This is a genomic window from Rhodopila sp., from assembly GCF_035548235.1.
In the GTDB taxonomy this organism is placed as follows: Bacteria; Pseudomonadota; Alphaproteobacteria; order Acetobacterales; family Acetobacteraceae; genus Rhodopila.
Genome location: NZ_DASZTJ010000223.1, coordinates 1 through 17,351 on the forward strand (window position 1 = coordinate 1; position 17,351 = coordinate 17,351).

The following is a 17,351-nucleotide window of genomic DNA, read 5'->3' on the forward strand; positions in this document are numbered from 1 at the left end:
AATGGCGTGCCTTCTCACGGAATTTCTCGAACGCATCGGCGGAGACGAACTTCTGAAAGACGATCTCCGAACCATCACCGATGCTGTCGCGGAAATCGGTATAGATCGCGGCCCGCTTCTTCCGCTCGATCAGGTGCACCAGGCCGCGCAGCCGGCGCCGCACCTGCTCAAGCTCCGCCACCGAAACATCCTGCCACCACGCCGACGACTGGACCGCCAGGATCAGCTCCATTTCACGCGCGATGGCTGGGATCGTCTTGTTCTCAGCCAGCAGGCCGGCGAGTTCGATCACGTCGTCCCGGCGCTTCTCGAAGCCGGGATGCGCTGTCACGACGCTGAGCTGCAGGTTCAACATCAGAAAATCGAATTGCCGAGCCTCCAGCTTTTCGGGAGGCAATGCGGCGGGAAGGCCGGCGAGTTCGGATGACAGCGCGTCGCGGTCCTGAATGCTGGGTGCCTCCCACGCCTCCGGTTTGGAAAAGGTCTCGACCAGGCGCCGATGCGGGCGGACCAGGAAGTTGTCGGTGTTCATTGCCGCAACCTCGCTTCGCAGCAGGGCGGTGATGTCCTGGCGCAGGTCCGCTTCCCGTTCATCCGACGAGCCCGAGGCGGCGCGTGAGTCGATGGCGTTCATCACATCCAACCGCAGGCGAAACAGCCGGGTGGCAAGGCTATCGGCGACCCCAGCTTCGATCCGCGGCGCGTCGTTGTTGAAGTATTCCAGGTTCTGGCAGAAATCGAAGACGTAGAAGAACTGCTTGTCCTCCCCCGGCCCGAACAGGTCGGGGCACAGGCGCGTGCCGCGGCCGATCATCTGCCAGAACTTGGTCTTGGACCGCACCAGCTTGAAAAAGACGAGGTTCGACACCTCCGGCACGTCGATGCCGGTGTCCATCATGTCGACGCTGATGGCGATATGCGGTGCTTTGTCCGGGATCGAGAACCAGTCGATCAGTGTCTGCGCATAATCCACAGTATTATCGATGACCCGCGCGAAATGACCTGCCAGATGCGGATAGTTGGCATCGAAACGCTGCTGGATGAACTCGGCGTGCTTATGGTTGCGGGCAAAGACGATTGTCTTCCCGAGCCTGTCGCCGCCATCGACTTTGAGTCCGTGTGTCATCAGGTGCTGCAGCACCTTATCGACAGTGTCCTTGTTGAATAGCCACTGGTTGACCGCATCGGCCTCGACCCGGTTGGGCGGACCATCCTCTGGATCCCATTCCGCCTCGTCCCATTGTTCTTTTTCCTCGTCGGACAGGTCATCGTAACGAATGCCCTGCCGCTGGAACTGCAACGGCACTGATACGGCGCGCATCGGCACCAGGAACTTGTCGTTGACCGCGTCCTCCAACGCATAGGCGTCGGTCGGCAGGCCGCTATCGAGGTCGAACAGCCGGTAGGTGTTGCGGTCGATCTCGTCCTTCGGCGTGGCGGTCAAGCCGACCAGCAGGCTGTCGAACCAGCGGAAGATCGCGCCGTAGCGGCGGTAGATGGACCGGTGCGCCTCATCCACGATCACGAGGTCGAAATGACCGGGACCAAAGCGGCGCCCGCTTTCCGTCGAGTCCTCGATCAGGGAGATCATGGTGGGATAGGTGGAGACATAGACGCGACCGGTCGCGGCCTTATCCTCCAGCAGATTGACCGGCGCGGCATCGGGCAAGTGCTTCTTGAACGCATTCACCGCCTGCTTCACCAGGGCGGTGCGGTCGGCCAGGAACAGGATGCGCTTGGCCCAGTTGCAGCGCATCAGCAGGTCGCACAGCGCGATCACCGTGCGGGTCTTCCCCGCCCCCGTTGCCATCACCACCAGCGCCTTACGCCGCTGCTCGGTCTCGAACGCCTCGCCGATGCGGCGGATGGCGCGGATCTGGTAATAGCGCTCGACGATCTCGGGCTTGATCTCGGCGTCCGCCAGCTTACGGCGCGTGGCGCGGCGCTGGATCAGCAATTCCAGTTCATCGCGGCGATAGAAGCCTTGGACCTCCCGCGGCGGATAGGCGGTGTCGTCCCAGATCCAGTGCTGGTAGCCGTTGGTGGTGAAGATCACCGGGCGCTGGCCGTGCATCTGCTGGAGGCAGTCGGTGTAGAGCACTGCCTGCTGCTGGCCCTTGGCTGCGCTGTGGCGGGTTGCCTTCGCCTCGATCACCGCGAGCGGCTTGCCATCCGAACCCCACAGCACGTAGTCGGCGCGGCCCTGCCCGGTCGGGCTTGGCATGCCGGTGACGGCGTACTCGGTTGTGTTCGGCGCGTTCGGGTCCCAGCCGGCCTCCCGCAGCAGCTTGTCGATGAACAGGTCGCGGGTGGCGGCCTCGTGATAGTCGTGCGTGTCGGGTTTTGCGGTGTTGGCGGCGACGGCTTCGGCGACTTGTTGCTGTAGCGCTTTGATCTGGGCGTCGAGGCCGGCGTTCGTCGCCTGCGCCTGACGGAGCGCCTCGTCCCTGGCCTGGAGGTCGGCCGCGAGTGTCCGCACCTGCGCGAGGGATTGTTTCGCGACCGCGGCGGCGGGCGGCGGCAGTTTGGCCGGATCGAAGCTTAGGCTGTCCGGCGGCTTGGGACCTTTGGCGTAGGTGCGGACCAGCCAGAAGGCGAGGTGGAAGACTTCTTGCAGGACCGCTCTGGCATCCTGGTCGCTGACCGGCTTGTTGCTGTGGACGGCGCGGTTGCCGGCGTCCTTGATGTAAACGGCCTTGTAATAGATGGCCTGGCCGGCGACGCGGCGGAAGCTGGGCTCGTCGATCAGGGCGGCGAGGTTGTCTTTATAGGGTCGGTCGAGGCGCTTATCGGCCTGATAGAGCCAGGCGACGGCGAGTTCCAGGAAGCGGCGGGCGTAGAAGGCGGCGGCGCGAGGGTCGCCGGTGGCGAGGGTTTCGGCACGGACGGCGGCGGCGTGCAGGTTCGGCCACTCTTGGGTGAGGAAGCCGAACTGGGACATGGGTTAGAGTTCTCCTCGGAAGGCGCGGTGTTGGAGGGAGGCGAAGAGGAAGTCGAGACCGTCACAGGCCCGATTCAACGACGTTTTGATTTTCTCCAAATCCGCAATTCTCCGCGCGAACATCCGTTGTTCGTTGAGGGTAGGCAATGGGATAGTGAGCCGCTCGAGCTTCTCTTTCGTAAGATGTGCGATAGTAGAGATAGTCACATGATCTTTCAAGCCGGAGTCTTTTGCTAGGAGCCACATAACCCATACGATATTTTCAGGAATCGCTAATTCTGGATCCAACCTTACTCGGTGAAGCGCTTTCTGATAATAGCAGTTAGCTACTTGGCCCTTCCATATTGCAGCCCGTCCGGGCTCTCCGCCCTCACAAATCAATATGTCTCCCCTAGCGAGGCTATACTGACTCCGCTCTTCAGCCGAAAATTCCATTTGATATAAGTCATCTAGCTGGAAATCAAACCATCTGACATTTGCGTTTCTCAGATATAGAAACTTTGGTTGACCGAGCTGACGTTTCTTATCCAACATCTTCCCGAGCTTGATGTCAGCAAAACTACCAAAAGACCTAGTGTTCATTGTGATACGTGGATTTTGTAGTGACCCAAACATTTCCACGAAGATCGCCTGCGCCATTTCATCGAGCTTCGCCAGTGCCGCCCGCCGCTTTGCCCGCAACGCGTCGGCCTCGTCGAGGGTGGCGGCGATGCGGCGTTGTTCGGAAAGCGGCGGAAGTGGTATTTCGAGCGATCGAAGTCTTTCAATTGGGAAATTGTCAGCAGTTGTCGCTCGGGTCCATGTTAAAATCTCGCCTTCACTGGACTTGAGTATTCGTGCGAGATAATGCGGATCTATTCTGCCCTTGCATGTAAGGGCTTTCATATCTTGGTTGATGGCGATTGGGACAGTGTTAATTGCGACCGGCAACGTGTGCTTCAGTATTCCGGAGCGAACAACGAGGAGTACGCTGGACGCGTCGATCATCTTCGCCGCGCTCTGTTCAATTGCTGAACTGGTAATGTGCATCTCGCTATCGAATATAAACCATGATTTCATGTCCTTGGGAGTAACCCAAGGAATGGTGCCCGAGAAAAAAGCTTCATTAGCCTTGCTCGGGGTTCCTCCACCTTGGATATAGACGAGTTCGCCCACTGGAACCTTAGGCCACCTCACCCCAGCATCCTCTCCAACCGCGCCATCCCCTCGGCAATCTCTCTCTCCAATCCCCGCAACTCCGCCAAAATCTCCCGCGGAGACCGATGCACTGTCTCCTCCCGCACCACCTCCTTGTATCGGTTCAGCGACAAATCCCAACCGGAAGCCGCGATCTCCGCCTTCGGCACCACGAAACTCCGCGCCGTCCGAGGCCGCTGCTTCTCCGCCCCATCCCGAGCGCGCCAGCGGGCGAGCGCGTCTGGCAGGTCGTTCTTTGCCGCCTCGGCCTCGGTCAGCGCCTCCGCCGGCACGGGGCCCAGCTTCGCCTCCGGCAGCAAGGGCGAGCGCTTGTCGTCCAGGCTCCAGCCATCCGCCTGCATATCGTAGAACCACACGCCATCCGTGCCGCCGCTATCGGTGCGGGTGAACAGCAGAATGGCGCACGACACTCCGGCATAAGGCCGGAACACGCCGGCTGGCAGGCTGACCACGCCATCCAGCTTGTGATCCTCCACCAGCATGCGGCGCAGTTCCTTATGCGCCTTCGAGGACCCGAACAGCACGCCATCCGGCACGATCACCGCCGCGCGCCCGCCCGGCTTCAGCAACCGCAAAAACAGCGCCAGGAACAGCAGCTCGGTCTTCTTCGTCTTGACGATCGCGGTCAGGTCCTTGGCGACCGACTCCGCATCCAAGCTGCCCGCGAAGGGTGGATTGGCCAGTACCAGCGAGTAACGATCGGCGTCGTCCGCATGGTCCTGCGCCAGGCTGTCGCGATAGCGCACATCGGGGTTCTCCACGCCGTGCAGCAGCATGTTCATGCTGCCGATCCGCAGCATGGTGCCGTCGAAGTCGAAGCCGTGGAACATGTGATGATGGAAATGCTCCCGTGCCTTGTCGTCATACAGCGCCCGGCCGTGGTTGCGCTGGATATACTCCCCAGCCGCAACCAGGAACCCGCAGGTGCCGCAGGCCGGGTCGACGATGATGTCGCGCGGCGTCGGCGCCATCATTTCCACCATCAGGCGGATGATGTGCCGAGGCGTGCGGAACTGCCCGTTCTGCCCGGCGGTCGCGATCTTGCCGAGCATGTATTCGTAGATGTCACCTTTGGTGTCGGCGTCCTCCATCGGGACGGCGTCCAGCATGTCCACCACCCGCGCCAGCAAGGCCGCCGTCGGGATGGTGAAACGCGCGTCCCGCATGTGGTGGGAATAGGTGGAACCGTCGCCACCCAGCGTCCGCAGGAACGGGAAGACGTGTTCGGCGACGACCGTGAACATGTCCCGAGGGGCGAAGTTTTTGAACCGCGACCAACGCAGGTCCCGATAGGGACGGTCCTTCGGGTCGGCGCCGTCCGGAAAAATACGCCGCGCCATGGGCTTCCTGGTCCGGCGGGATTTGCTTTCCTCCAGTGTTTCCAACTCGTCCAGGCGCCGGATGAACAGCAGGTAGGTGATCTGCTCGATGACCTCCAGCGGGTTGGAGATGCCGCCCGTCCAGAAACTGTCCCAGATCCGGTCGATCTGGTTGCGAAGTTCACCTGTAACCATCATTCCCCCTGATACGCTGCGGATCGGTCTGGCAGAGCCATCCCGCCGCCGCAGGGAGTTTTGCCCCGACATCGCCGCTCTGACCAGACAACCCGATGGGGGTGGACACAAGCGCGGCGTTGCCGAACTGCTCGTAGGCCCTTATGTTGCGCATATTCGCGCGAGAGGAATTCCGCATGGGCTACGACCACGCGGCGCCGAAACTGGCGGTCAATCTCACCCTGAACGCCGATCTGATCGAGCGCTGTCGAACCGAGGTGGGCAACCTTTCAGTGTATGTGGAGACGCTGCTGGCCGCCGACCTGGAACGCCGCGAAGCCGCCGCCGACGCTGAAAAACGCCGCACGGAACGGGCTATCGTAGCCTTCACGGCGCTATATGAGGAGCACGGAAGCCTCTCGGAAGAGTTGCAGGAGAAGTGACCCCTGCGGCGCAGTTCAGCGTCCACCGGTCACCTACCCGCAGCGCCGCCCGTCCTCTCGTGCTGATCCTGCAGGCGAACGATTTTGCTCGCATGCCGACGCGGTTGGTGGCGCCCTTGATCCGACCCGATGCCCTGCCTCAACTGGGGCGCGATCATCCTCGCATCGCGCCGCTGCTAACGGTGCAGGGTGAAGGCTATGTCCTTAATCCGTTCGACCTGGCGACCTTGGGCGTAAGCCGGCTTGGTGAGTTCATCACGTCCTTCGCCGACGACGAGGATGCGAAACGCCGCATCCAGGATGCCCTGGATGCTGTCCTGAAGCCCTATTGAGACGCTCGTCACGACCTGCGACCCTTCCGCCCAATGCAACGGGAGGTCCCACCCATGCGCATCGTCGCCCTGGAAGAACACTACACCGTCCCCGCCATCGCCGGCCGCGTTCCGGAAGCCGCCGTCGCCGCCCGCGGCTTCCCCACCGACCCGTCCTTTCGCTGGGCGCAGACCATCAAGAAGAACGAACTCGCCGACCTCGGCCCGGCGCGCATCGCGGACATGGACCAATCCGGCATCACCGTGCAGGTCCTGTCCGTCGCCGGCCCCGGCGCCGACCTGGTGCCCGGCCAGCCCGGCATCGACCTGGGCCGCGCGTATAACGACGCGTTGGCGGAGGCGTGCGCACGCTACCCGGCGCGGTACAGGGGCTTCGCCCACCTGCCGCTGCTCGACCCCGATGCCGCTGCCGAGGAATTGCGCCGCACCGTCCGCGACCTGGGCTTCGTCGGCGCGCTGGTGAACGGTCCCACCGACGGGTTGTTCCTGGACGATCCTCGCTTCGACCCCGTGCTCGCGGAAGCCGAGGCGCTGGACGTCCCGATCTACATCCATCCCGGCATTCCCTCCCATGCGGTCCGAGCGGCGTATTTCGACGGGCTGCCCGGCAATTTCAGCTTCACCCTGGCGCTGTCCGCCTGGGGCTGGCACGCCGAGACGGCGATCCACACGCTGCGCCTCGCGCTGTCCGGCGCGCTCGACCGGCACCCCGGGCTGAAGATCGTCATCGGCCACTGCGGGGAGGCGCTGCCCTTCATGCTCGACCGCATCGACGAAACCACGGCGGCGACCGCGAAAACGGAACTCAAGCGTTCGCTGCGGCAGGCGCTGACGGAGCAGGTGTGGATCACCACCAGCGGGTTCTTCACCCCAGTGCCGTTCATGGCCGCGCTGATGACGTTCGGCGTCGACCGTCTCATGTTCTCCGTCGACTACCCGTTTGCCTCCAACGCTCGGGCCCGCGCATTCCTGGACGGGTTGCCGGTGTCGCCGGCGGACAAGGCCAAGATCGCGCATGGCAACGCCGATGCGCTGATGCGGCTGGCGCCGTGACTGTTGTTCCCCCCTGGTCGTTCCCCTTGGTCGTTCCCCTTGGTCGTTCCCCTTGGGCGCTGGCCAATTGATGGCCCGTCGTGCTTGGGCTTGCATTGGTGCTCATTTGAGCATATAAATTCCTCAAAGGAGCAATTCCTGTGTCCCACTCACAAGCCTCACGTCACGTACCCCAAAGGACCAAGGACAAAGCCCCGGCGTTTTCGTATCTGAACGTGTATCGGGCCTCCTCGCTTGAGCGCATTGCCCTGATCAAGAAAGGCGTGCCGGCCGCGGAGGTGAAGCGCCTGCTCGCCGACCTGCAGATTGGACAGGGCGCCGGGTTCAAGGCGCTGAACCTCTCCACGGCCACCGTCAACAAGAAGGCGAAGACGGGCGATGTGCTGACGGCCGAGGAAAGCGAGCGGGTCATCGGCTTTGCCAGGCTGGTCGGCCAATTGGAGGCGATGATCGAGGAATCCGGCGAACCGGACGGCTTCGACGCCCGCGCCTGGATGGCGCGATGGCTGACGGAGCCCCTGCCCGCGTTCGGGGGCGTGCGCCCCGCCGACCTGATCGACACCATGGAGGGCCAGGGCCTGGTCGCCTCCGCGCTCGCGAAGCTGCAGAGCGGCGCCTACGCGTGAGCCGGACGGTCTGGCGGATCGCGACCGATACCGCGACCTACCAGGCGGACGATCTCTCGGGTGCGGGCGCGAAGGCGACCGGCGGCCGTTGGAACGAAGCCGGCATCCCGGTCGTCTACGCGTCGGAAACCCGCGCGCTCGCCTGCCTGGAAACGATCGTCCATCTCAACGCCGGCGGCCTGCCCTTCAACCGCTACCTGGTGGAGATCACGATCCCGGACGAAATCTGGTCCGATGCGCAGGTTGAGACGACCGACAGCCTGGATGTCGGATGGGACGCCGAACCCGCCGGCCGGGTGAGCATCCAATCGGGCACGGCCTGGATCCGTTCGGGACGGTCCGTCCTGCTGATGGTCCCATCCGTGATCGTGCCGGAGGAACGGACCATCCTGATGAACCCCGCGCATCCCGACAGCGCGCGGATCACCGCCGCCAAGCGGCGGAAATGGCTGTACGATCCGAGGTTGGCCAAGCCCATCTGAACATTGACGCCACCCCGCGCCCCTCAAGCGACTCATTGGCGCTTCAAGCTGGCCGGCAACCCCGTCATGGTCCCTGCCCCGTCGTGACGGGCAACGGCCCTTCGTATCTGATTGCGAGTCCCCCGGACCAGGACGGCCACGCCCAAGCCGAACACCCAGAGGCCCAGCAGCAAGGCCAGGCGAAGCATCATGCCGTAGTGCAGGATGGCGTCAGGACTGTAGGGCATCGATCCCCGCCTCCTCCCGCGTCGCCAGCCGGCCCAGCAGACGTTCCAGCCGCCAGCGTGTCGCCTCCGACGCTCTGGTCAGCGGCAGCCGCACATCGGCGGTGCAGAGGTCCAGCAGTTCCAGCCCCGCTTTCAGCGGCACCGGGTTGCTCTCGGCGAACAGCGCGTCATGCAGCGGTGCCAGCCGGTCGCGCAAGTCCGCGAACCGCACCAGGTCGCCCCGGTCCCAGGCCGTATGCAGCGCCGCGCACAGGGCCGGCGTCAGGTTGGCGGTGACCGAGATGCAGCCATGCCCGCCCGCCGCACGATAGGCCGCCGCGGTGGCGTCGTCGCCGCTCAGTTGCGCCAGGCCGTCGCCGCATAGCGCCCGCAGCCGCGGCGGACGCGCCAGATCGGCCGTCGCGTCCTTCACGCCGACGATTACCCCGTGCTCGAACAATGCAGCGATCGTTTCATCGCGAACGGAAACGCCGGTGCGTCCGGGAACGTCATACAGGATGACCGGCAATCCCGACGCCACCGCCAGGGTGCGGACATGCGCCGCGATCCCGTCCTGTGACGGTTTCACATAAGGCGTGGGTGCGCATAGCAGCGCATCGGCGCGGACCCGGGCGGCGAGCCTTGCGATGACGAGGGCGGACTCGGTGCAGGGTGCGCCGCAACCGGCGATGACGGGCGCCCGTCGGCGGGCGATGCCAACGGCCAGAGCCACCAGGTCTGCCTGCTCCTCCGGCCGCAGCGCCGGGGCCTCCCCGGTGCTGCCGCAGATGACCAGGCCGGTGGTGCCGCGCGCCAGATGGCGCTCGCAGAGGCCGGCGAAGGCCTCGGTATCGATCTCGCCGCCGCGGAAGGGTGTCGGCAGGGCGGCCAGGGAGCCGTGCAGGGCCAGGGTCTTGCCACCCTTCGTCATGCCACCCTCCGTCATGCCGCCCTCCCTGGGCCGTCGGCTTGAACGACCGCCAGACCCGGCAAGGCCGTGGTCCGGATCGTTCTGAAACCGTTCAGTCGCAACCGGCGGGTCAGCGCCAGGGCCTTGTGCGCGGCGACGCCCAGGACGATGCGGCCGGTCGGCGCCAGCGCCTGATGCGCCAGGCGGATCGCGTCATCCGGCGATGCGCCGGTATCGGAGATCAGCACGAGGTCGTAATCGGACCGGTCGGCCTTGCTGCCGGGTTTCAGGCAGGTCACCGCCCGGCACCCGCTCCGGATCAGTGCACAGAGCACCTCCACGTCCCGAGCGCTGAGCAGCGCTCGAACGCCGGCCAGCGGGCCGGCATGGCCGAGGATTTGCGCCCCGGCGTCGGGTAACGGCGGAACAAGCTGAACTTTCAGGGCTTTCACGGCCATGACGTCTCTCTTCGAGGATGCGGAACCAGGGGCGGAGCAGCGTGCTCCGGCGGTCAGTGCGCGACGTTCCTCCAGTTCCCGTCGCGTGCTTGGCTCACGGTCCCGAAAGGTGCTGGCAGCGGCATATAAAATCGATGAGGGTCGGGACCGCGCGATATAAAAACGGGCCGGGCGGCGCGACGCCCTTGCCTCGGGCCGCCCGGAACGGCCATAGAAGGCGCCCGGTTCAACCCAAGGATATCTGCCACATGCCTGTCATCACATTGCCCGACGGCTCCGAACGCTCGTTCGACGCGCCCGTCACCGGCACCGATGTGGCGGCGGCGATCGGGCCGGGGCTGGCGCGCGCGGCGCTGGCCATGAAGCTGGACGGCAAGCTGGTCGACCTGGCAACGCCGATCGAGCACGACGCCAGCATCGTCTTCCTCACGCGCAAGGACGCCGAGGCGCTGGAGATGATCCGCCACGATGCCGCCCATGTGCTGGCCGAGGCGGTGCAGGACCTGTACCCCGGCACGCAGGTCACCATCGGTCCGGCGATCGAAAACGGATTCTATTACGACTTTGCACGGAACGACCCGTTCACGCCCGACGACTTTCCGGCGATCGAAGCGAAGATGCGCGAGATCGTCGCCCGCGGCGCGCCCTTCGTGCGCAGCGTGATGGACCGTGACGAGGCCATCGCCTTCTTCCAGGCAAAGGGCGAGAAGTACAAGGCGCAGCTTATCCAGGACCTTCCCACGACCGAAACGATCAGCCTCTACTCACAGGGCGATTGGGTCGATCTGTGCCGCGGCCCGCATATGCGCTCCACCGCCGATGTCGGACCGGCGTTCAAGCTGATGAAGGTCGCCGGCGCCTATTGGCGCGGCGATCACCGCAACGCCATGCTGTCGCGCATCTACGGCACCGCCTGGCGCGACCAGAAGGAGCTGGACGCGTATCTCCACCAGTTGGAAGAGGCGGAAAAGCGCGACCATCGCCGGATCGGCAAGGAAATGGACCTGTTCCATATCCAGGAAGAGGCCGTCGGCAGCATCTTCTGGCACCCCAAGGGCTGGAAACTATACCGCACGGTCGAGGCCTATATGCGCCGCCGCCTGGACGCCGCCGGCTATCAGGAGGTGAAGACGCCGCAGCTCGTCGACCGGTCGCTGTGGGAAAAATCCGGCCATTGGGAGAACTACCGGCAGAACATGTTCATCGCGCAGGTGGAGGAGGAAGACAAATTCCTTGCGCTGAAGCCGATGAATTGCCCCTGCCATGTGCAGATCTTCCGCAACAGCCTGCGTTCCTATCGCGAACTGCCGCTGCGCATGGCGGAGTTCGGGTCGTGCCATCGCTACGAACCGTCCGGCGCGCTGCACGGCATCATGCGCGTGCGCGCCTTCACGCAGGACGATGCGCATATCTTCTGCACGCAGGACCAGATCGCCCCCGAAACGGTTCGCTTCGTCCAATTGCTGTCGTCGATCTACCGCGATTTCGGCTTCCCCGAATTCCGCATCAAGTTCAGCGACCGCCCCGAAGCCCGTACCGGCAGCGACGAGATCTGGGACAAGGCCGAAGGCGCGCTGCGCGAAGCCTGCCGGACCGCCGGCGTGGAAACGGAGCTGAACCCCGGCGAGGGCGCGTTCTACGGCCCGAAGCTGGAGTTCGTGCTGCGCGACGCGATCGGCCGCGACTGGCAATGCGGCACGCTGCAGGTCGACTTCAACATGCCCGAACGCCTCGACGCCGAATATGTCGGCGAAGACGGCGCTCGGCATCGCCCGGTGATGCTGCATCGCGCGATCCTGGGCAGTTTCGAGCGGTTCCTGGGCATCCTGATCGAGCAATATGCCGGCCGGTTCCCGCTCTGGCTCGCCCCGGTGCAGGCGGTGGTGGCGACGATCGTGTCCGACGCCGACGACTACGCGCGGGAGGTCGCGGCGGCGCTGGCCAAGGCCGGCCTGTCGGTCCAGACCGACCTGACCAACCAGAAGATCAACGCCAAGGTGCGGGAGCACAGCCTGGCGCACGTCCCGGTGCTGGCCGTCGTGGGCCGCAAAGAGGCGGAAACCCGTACCGTCGCGCTGCGGCGCCTGGGCAGCCAGGCGCAGGAGGTGCTTGCACTGGACGCGGTGATTGCCCAGCTAGGCAAGGAAGCGACTCCGCCCGACCTCTTGTAAGGCAGGATGGCTTGATTTTAGGCGGGTTTTGAGCGCACAATGGCAATCCGGCGGATGTCGGCCATCCGTCGGATGACTTCCGAAACAGACACAGGAGACAACGATAGCCAGAGGACCTATGACTGCCCCGCCCAATCGCGAGGGCCCACGCGTGAACGAAGAAATCCGCATTCCCCAGGTACGCTTGATCGACCAGGACGGGGAAATGCAGGGGGTGATGTCCGCCCGTGAGGCGATGATGCGCGCCTACCAGGTCGGGCTCGACCTTGTGGAGATCAGCCCGAACGCCGATCCGCCGGTCTGCAAGATTCTCGACTTCGGCAAGTTCAAATACGAACAGCAGAAGAAAAAGAACGAAGCCAAGAAAAAGCAGAAGGTGATCGAGATCAAAGAGATCAAAGTCCGCCCGAACATCGACGAAAACGACTATCAGGTGAAAATGCGCGCCATGAAGTCGTTCATCGAGGAAGGCGACAAGGTCAAAGTCACGCTTCGCTTCCGGGGCCGCGAAATGGCCCACCAGGATATCGGCGTGCGCGTGCTGGAACGCATCCGCGCGGAAATGGACGCAACGTCCAAGGTCGAGCAGATGCCGCGGATGGAAAACCGCCAGATGGTCATGGTGCTGTCGCCGCGTTAGCGGCGGCGGCCACCACACCCTGCCATGGACGGAGTTGGTCCGTAGGCGCGGCAAGAAATTTTGACAGCGGTCACGGTGTCGTCATGGCGAGCCACGCCCGCCATCCTTGCCTGACCCTTTGATCAAAAACCACCGCAAGGCGTGGATGGCGGCCTTCCGGCCGCCATGACGGTAAAAGCCGCGGCGCGGCCTACCCCGCCGCCTCCAGCACCAGCCGCGACGCCTTCTCTCCGATCATGATGCTGGGCGCGTTGGTGTTTCCCGATGTCAGCGTCGGCATGATCGATGCATCGGCGACCCGCAGCCCCTCCAGCCCGTGCACCCGCAACTGGTCATCCACCACCGCCATCGGATCGCGACCCATCTTGCACGTGCCGACCGGATGATATGTCGTCTCGGCATTGTTACGTACCCAGTCCAGCAGCTCGTCATCCGCCTGCAGGTTGATCCCCGGCGCGATTTCGTCGGTAACGATCCCGCTCAGGGCCGGCGCCGCCGCGACCTGCCGCGCGATCCGCATTGCCGCCAAGGTCACGTCCCGATCAAGCTGGGCACTGAGGAAATTGAATCGCACCGCCGGCGGCTGGCGTGGCGACTTGGAGGAGACATGGATGCTGCCGGTGCTCTCCGACCGCAGGATTCCCATGATCGCCAGGATCCCCGACGTCTTCGACAGGGTGAAATCCGGGTTCGACAGGAACGGCATCCATGTGATCCCCGCGTCCGGCGCGTCCAGCCCCGGCCGCGTCCGCACATAGGCGCGTATCGGGGAGGCCGGCAGGCTCAGCAGGCCACGATGGGACACGGCATACCGGAACGCCTGCCAGACCATGCCCAGACCCCGAGCCTTGACGTTGTAGGTCAGCCGCAGCGATTCGGGGACCAGCCATTTCATCCTGGGATAGAAATGGTCCCGCAGGTTCTCGCCGACGCCCTTCAGCTCATGCTTCACCTCGATCCCCAGCGATTGCAGCAGCGCCGGTTGCCCGATGCCCGACAGTTCCAGCAATTGCGGCGAGTTGATCGACCCGGTGCTGACGATGACCTCGCGTCCGGCGCGCGCCTCCCGCGTCTCGCCATTCACCGTATAGCGCACGCCCGCGCATCGTTTCCCTTCCAGCACAAGCTGCTCGGTCAGGGCGTTGGCCTGGATGGTCAGGTTCGGCCGGGACCGCGCGGGATCGAGGTAGCAGACGGCGGTGCTCTGCCGGCGGCCGTTGCGGATCGTCGCCTGGGTCATGCCGATCCCGTCCTGCTTCGCGCCGTTGTAGTCGCGCGTGTACTCGATCCCGCACTGCCCGGCGGCCTTGATCAGCGCATCATACAGCGGCCCGGTCTCGGTATTCTCGCTGACCTTCAGCGGACCGTTACGGCCGCGATAGTCTTCGTCGCCGTGGCCGTTATAGCTCTCCATGTCACGGAAGACCGGCAGCACGTCCCGGTAGCTCCAGCCGCGATTCCCAAGCTGCGCCCAGATGTCGTAGTCCTGCGACTGACCCCGGACGAAGACCATGCCGTTGATGGACGACGACCCGCCCAGCAGCTTGCCGCGCGGGATCGGAATGCGGCGATTGCCCGTGTTCGGCTCCGGTTCGGACGCATAAAGCCAGTTCGCGGCCGGATTGGTGATGAGCTTGGCGAAGCCGACCGGGATGCGGGACCATGGATGGGACTCACGCCCCGCCTCCAGCAGCAGCACCCTGAACTTCGGATTGGCGCTGAGCCGGTTCGCCAGGACGGAACCCGCCGAACCGGCGCCGACAATGATGTAGTCGTAGGTCTGGCTGCTCATGCGTTCCCCCGTTTTCGTTGGGGAACTTTGTAACCGAGCAGCGGGCCGAACGTCCAATCGCGGGGCGAGGGGATGCCCTGCCGGCCTGCCCGGTCCTAGCCCGATTGGGCGGAGGAATCGGAAAGTCGCCCACGTGGCCGGCCCCGATCCCAAAGCCGCAGGCCGCGCACCGCCAGGTCGGCGATGGCCGGCAGCAGGCGCGGCTGCATCAGGCCCGGATCGAAGACGCTCATTCTCCGCGCGTTCTCGCGATAGCAATCCTCGACGAACGCGCGGAAGCTGAAGCCGTCGAGGAACATGTTCACCTCGGTCACGGCGAAATCCCGCCCTTCGTTGACGTCCTGTCCGCGCCGCACCATGCCGAACAGGCGGCGCGCGGCCCGGCCATAGAACCATGCCGATTTCATCGCCCGCGTCAGGGCGACATGGCCGCGCTGCTTCTCCCGCCAGGCCATGTAGTTGATGAAGAAAACAATGTGCCGGGTTTCCTCGAACATCAGCACATCGAAGATCTGAAACATCGCGTCCGGCAGGAACTCGGATTGCCGGGCGGTCTTGAACGCGCCGAAGCCAAGGAAGGCGTCGAGGCATTCGCCGAAGCCGAAATCGATGAAAGCGGTTTCAAGGTCGGCCGGAAACGTCTCCAAGGGCTGTTCGGTGGCGTCCAGCCCATAGCGGTCGATCATCACGCGGATCAGCTTGGCGTGACGGGTTTCCTCGACCCCCTGAAGCGCGACGGCCTCACGCACCACCGGGTCGGTCACCTGCGGCGTGAACGCATCGACGATCGCGCCGGCGCGACGTTCCGTGTGGTAGACCTCCTGCCAGAACGGCACGGCGCGCAGCCGGTCCAGTGCAGCGGCGTCGAGGTCCGGCCAGGGCAAGGTCTCGGGATCGAACGACTGGTGCGTTTCAATGAACTGCCGGCAGAACAGTTCCTTATGTGCTTCGGACCCAGCCTTGATCGACACGCTCACGCTCCTGACCTGCTCAAGTCCCGTCTGCCAGGACACGGCTTGATAGACCTCATCCAAACGGAGGTATACGGATCGCGTTCCGGTTGACAGCGAATGACCCTGCCCTGCGCGGTAAACATATCGCCAGCGCGGCGAATGGACGCGTCAGCCCAGCCGCCGCCGCCAGAACGGCGCGTCCGGCCATCGTCGTTCCGCTTGATACATTTCCCGCGCCTGCGCGCTGTAAACGCCGGCGTGGCGGGCAATATCGGCGGCATAGGCACGTGCCAGGCCGTCTTCGCCACGCAGCCACTCATCGGCGATCCGAGCGGCCTGGATTCCGCTGGCGAGGGCATAGCCGATCCCCAGGGAGGCCAATGGATCGAACGCGCAGGCGGCATCGCCGGCGGCGATCCAGCCGGGGCCGCAGGGGGGGTGCAGGACGTGGCTCTCGGCGGGAAAGGCGCGCGGTTCGCCGAGGGGCCGGGCCCCTTCCAGCCGGGCGGCGACATGCCGGGTGGCCGACATTCGCGTCAGAAAGTCCCCCACGGCGCCGATACCCAGGCCACGCAGCAGGTCGGCGTCCGTCATCAGTGCGGCAACGGCTTTTCCGCCCGGCAAGGTGGCGGTGTACCACCAGCCTTCGGGGACGGTCTCCACCAGCGTGGTCTGCTCGCCCTGCTCTTTGGGCAGGTCCAGGTGGCAGACAAGTCCGACCAGCCGGTCCGTCACCGCGCGTTCCGCATTCAGACGACGGGCAATGCGGGCCGGCCGTCCGGTGGCGTCGACGACGATGCGGGCTTCCAGTTGCGTCCGGCCCTCCGGCGCGTCCAGGTCGACGACCCAGCGTCCGTCCCGCCACGTCAGGTCACGGACCAGGGTGCCGACGCGTGGCGCATCGCCGAAACGGGACAGGCAGGCGGCCAGCGCCGCGTCGAAGCGGTTGCGGTCCAGGTGGAGCCCCTGCCCCCGTCCGGTCCAGATGAAATCGCGCCGTATCAACTGTTCGCCGCCCCAAGCGCCGGCAGTGCCATAGGCTGGCACGGACACCGCTCCGGCCAGGACGGATTCAGCGCCGAGATAGGACAGCAGTGGAACGATCCCGGCGGACACCGTCTCACCCACGCGAAACGCTGCGTACCCGGAGGCTTCGAGCAGCAGGACCGCGTGTCGGGTGTAGCGGGCCAATGTCAGCGCGGCGGCGGCCCCGGCCGGGCCGCCGCCGATGACGCAGACATCAGCAGCGATCAACCTTCGAGGCGCCCGCGCTGGCGGGAGGAAGCGAACGCCACGGCCTGCCCCGCACGCCGATGCGCCGGATGTGGGGCGGCGACCATGGCCGCGGCAGCCGGTGCGGGGATCGGCGTCGGCAGGAACCAGGCGTTGGAGAAGTTCTGGTCGGCCCCGGTGATCACGTTGCTGCCGTCGCCCACCGCCACGGCGGCAGCGACGAAGGCAGCGTGGTTGCGCTCCTGCTCGACGATGTACGGGAACTGCTCGCCGTACGGGGCCGTGTTCTGGTTCACCAGGAAGCCCATGTAGTGCCAGTAATCGATCATCTGGCTGAACGTGTTGATCCCGCGGGTGAACATCACCTGAAACCCGGCCGGCGTTCCTGCCTGCGCCTGGGCATCGATGCCCAGGTCGCCGG

The 17,351-nt window shown here is 64.8% G+C and carries 17 protein-coding genes; 7 read left to right on the forward strand and 10 right to left on the reverse strand.

Going from position 1 to position 17,351, the window contains the following annotated elements:
- From VHB27_RS18575 to VHB27_RS18585, 3 genes are all read right to left on the reverse strand, one after another.
- Positions 1-2,941, reverse strand: a 2,941-nt coding sequence (locus tag VHB27_RS18575) for a DEAD/DEAH box helicase family protein (protein ID WP_325603273.1), incomplete at its 3' end; no start/stop codon positions are given.
- A 3-nt stretch (positions 2,942-2,944) separates the two neighbouring features.
- Positions 2,945-4,117: a restriction endonuclease subunit S gene (locus VHB27_RS18580; protein WP_325603275.1), complete on the reverse strand. Its 1,173-nt coding sequence runs from the start codon at positions 4,115-4,117 to the stop codon at positions 2,945-2,947.
- Positions 4,114-5,652, reverse strand: a complete 1,539-nt coding sequence (locus VHB27_RS18585) for a type I restriction-modification system subunit M (protein WP_325603277.1) — start codon at positions 5,650-5,652, stop codon at positions 4,114-4,116. The genes VHB27_RS18580 and VHB27_RS18585 overlap by 4 nt, the downstream gene beginning before the upstream one ends.
- 176 nt (positions 5,653-5,828) lie before the next feature.
- Between VHB27_RS18585 and VHB27_RS18590 the strand changes: the two genes are divergently transcribed.
- The 5 genes from VHB27_RS18590 to VHB27_RS18610 all read left to right on the forward strand — a co-directional run bounded on the left by VHB27_RS18590 (position 5,829) and on the right by VHB27_RS18610 (position 8,567).
- The gene (locus VHB27_RS18590; RefSeq protein WP_325603279.1) at positions 5,829-6,074 is read left to right on the forward strand and encodes a type II toxin-antitoxin system CcdA family antitoxin; all 246 of its coding nucleotides are present in this window, start codon (positions 5,829-5,831) and stop codon (positions 6,072-6,074) included.
- A complete protein-coding gene (locus VHB27_RS18595) occupies positions 6,071-6,406 on the forward strand; it encodes a CcdB family protein (protein ID WP_325603281.1) in 336 nt (111 codons plus the stop codon). Before VHB27_RS18590 ends, VHB27_RS18595 begins: the two co-directional genes overlap by 4 nt.
- 54 nt (positions 6,407-6,460) lie before the next feature.
- The gene (locus tag VHB27_RS18600; protein ID WP_325603283.1) at positions 6,461-7,459 is read left to right on the forward strand and encodes an amidohydrolase family protein; all 999 of its coding nucleotides are present in this window, start codon (positions 6,461-6,463) and stop codon (positions 7,457-7,459) included.
- Between the two features lie 140 nt (positions 7,460-7,599).
- Positions 7,600-8,085: an antitoxin Xre/MbcA/ParS toxin-binding domain-containing protein gene (locus VHB27_RS18605; protein WP_325603285.1), complete on the forward strand. Its 486-nt coding sequence runs from the start codon at positions 7,600-7,602 to the stop codon at positions 8,083-8,085.
- Positions 8,082-8,567, forward strand: coding sequence for an RES family NAD+ phosphorylase (locus tag VHB27_RS18610; protein ID WP_325603287.1), 486 nt, complete (start codon positions 8,082-8,084; stop codon positions 8,565-8,567). Before VHB27_RS18605 ends, VHB27_RS18610 begins: the two co-directional genes overlap by 4 nt.
- Before the next feature lie 32 nt (positions 8,568-8,599).
- Here the strand turns inward: VHB27_RS18610 and VHB27_RS18615 are convergent, their stop codons facing one another.
- Genes VHB27_RS18615 through VHB27_RS18625 form a run of 3 tightly spaced genes read right to left on the reverse strand, consistent with a single transcriptional unit; the run spans position 8,600 to position 10,141 of the window.
- Positions 8,600-8,794: a hypothetical protein gene (locus tag VHB27_RS18615; RefSeq protein WP_325603289.1), complete on the reverse strand. Its 195-nt coding sequence runs from the start codon at positions 8,792-8,794 to the stop codon at positions 8,600-8,602.
- Positions 8,778-9,704, reverse strand: coding sequence for a 4-hydroxy-tetrahydrodipicolinate synthase (dapA, locus tag VHB27_RS18620; RefSeq protein ID WP_325603291.1), 927 nt, complete (start codon positions 9,702-9,704; stop codon positions 8,778-8,780). Before dapA ends, VHB27_RS18615 begins: the two co-directional genes overlap by 17 nt.
- Positions 9,705-9,715: 11 nt before the next feature.
- Complete coding sequence (locus VHB27_RS18625) at positions 9,716-10,141, reverse strand: hypothetical protein (protein ID WP_325603294.1); 426 nt, start codon at positions 10,139-10,141, stop codon at positions 9,716-9,718.
- Between the two features lie 248 nt (positions 10,142-10,389).
- Here VHB27_RS18625 and thrS point away from each other — a divergent pair, with 248 nt between their 5' ends.
- Entirely contained in the window at positions 10,390-12,312 is a 1,923-nt protein-coding gene (gene thrS / locus VHB27_RS18630; protein WP_325603296.1) for a threonine--tRNA ligase, read from the forward strand.
- Positions 12,313-12,430: 118 nt separating this feature from the next.
- Positions 12,431-12,952 carry a translation initiation factor IF-3 gene (gene infC / locus VHB27_RS18635; RefSeq protein WP_325603298.1) on the forward strand — a complete coding sequence of 174 codons (522 nt, stop codon included), beginning with the start codon at positions 12,431-12,433 and terminating at the stop codon, positions 12,950-12,952.
- A 190-nt stretch (positions 12,953-13,142) separates the two neighbouring features.
- Here infC and VHB27_RS18640 read toward each other — a convergent pair whose 3' ends face one another.
- From VHB27_RS18640 to VHB27_RS18655, 4 genes are all read right to left on the reverse strand, one after another.
- Complete coding sequence (locus VHB27_RS18640; RefSeq protein ID WP_325603300.1) at positions 13,143-14,744, reverse strand: GMC family oxidoreductase; 1,602 nt, start codon at positions 14,742-14,744, stop codon at positions 13,143-13,145.
- Positions 14,745-14,839: 95 nt separating this feature from the next.
- Positions 14,840-15,715, reverse strand: coding sequence for a hypothetical protein (locus tag VHB27_RS18645; RefSeq protein WP_325603302.1), 876 nt, complete (start codon positions 15,713-15,715; stop codon positions 14,840-14,842).
- 150 nt (positions 15,716-15,865) lie between these two features.
- The gene (locus VHB27_RS18650; protein ID WP_325603304.1) at positions 15,866-16,951 is read right to left on the reverse strand and encodes a tryptophan 7-halogenase; all 1,086 of its coding nucleotides are present in this window, start codon (positions 16,949-16,951) and stop codon (positions 15,866-15,868) included.
- On the reverse strand, positions 16,948-17,351 hold a 404-nt coding region (locus tag VHB27_RS18655), incomplete at its 5' end, for a hypothetical protein (protein WP_325603306.1). The genes VHB27_RS18650 and VHB27_RS18655, both read right to left, overlap by 4 nt.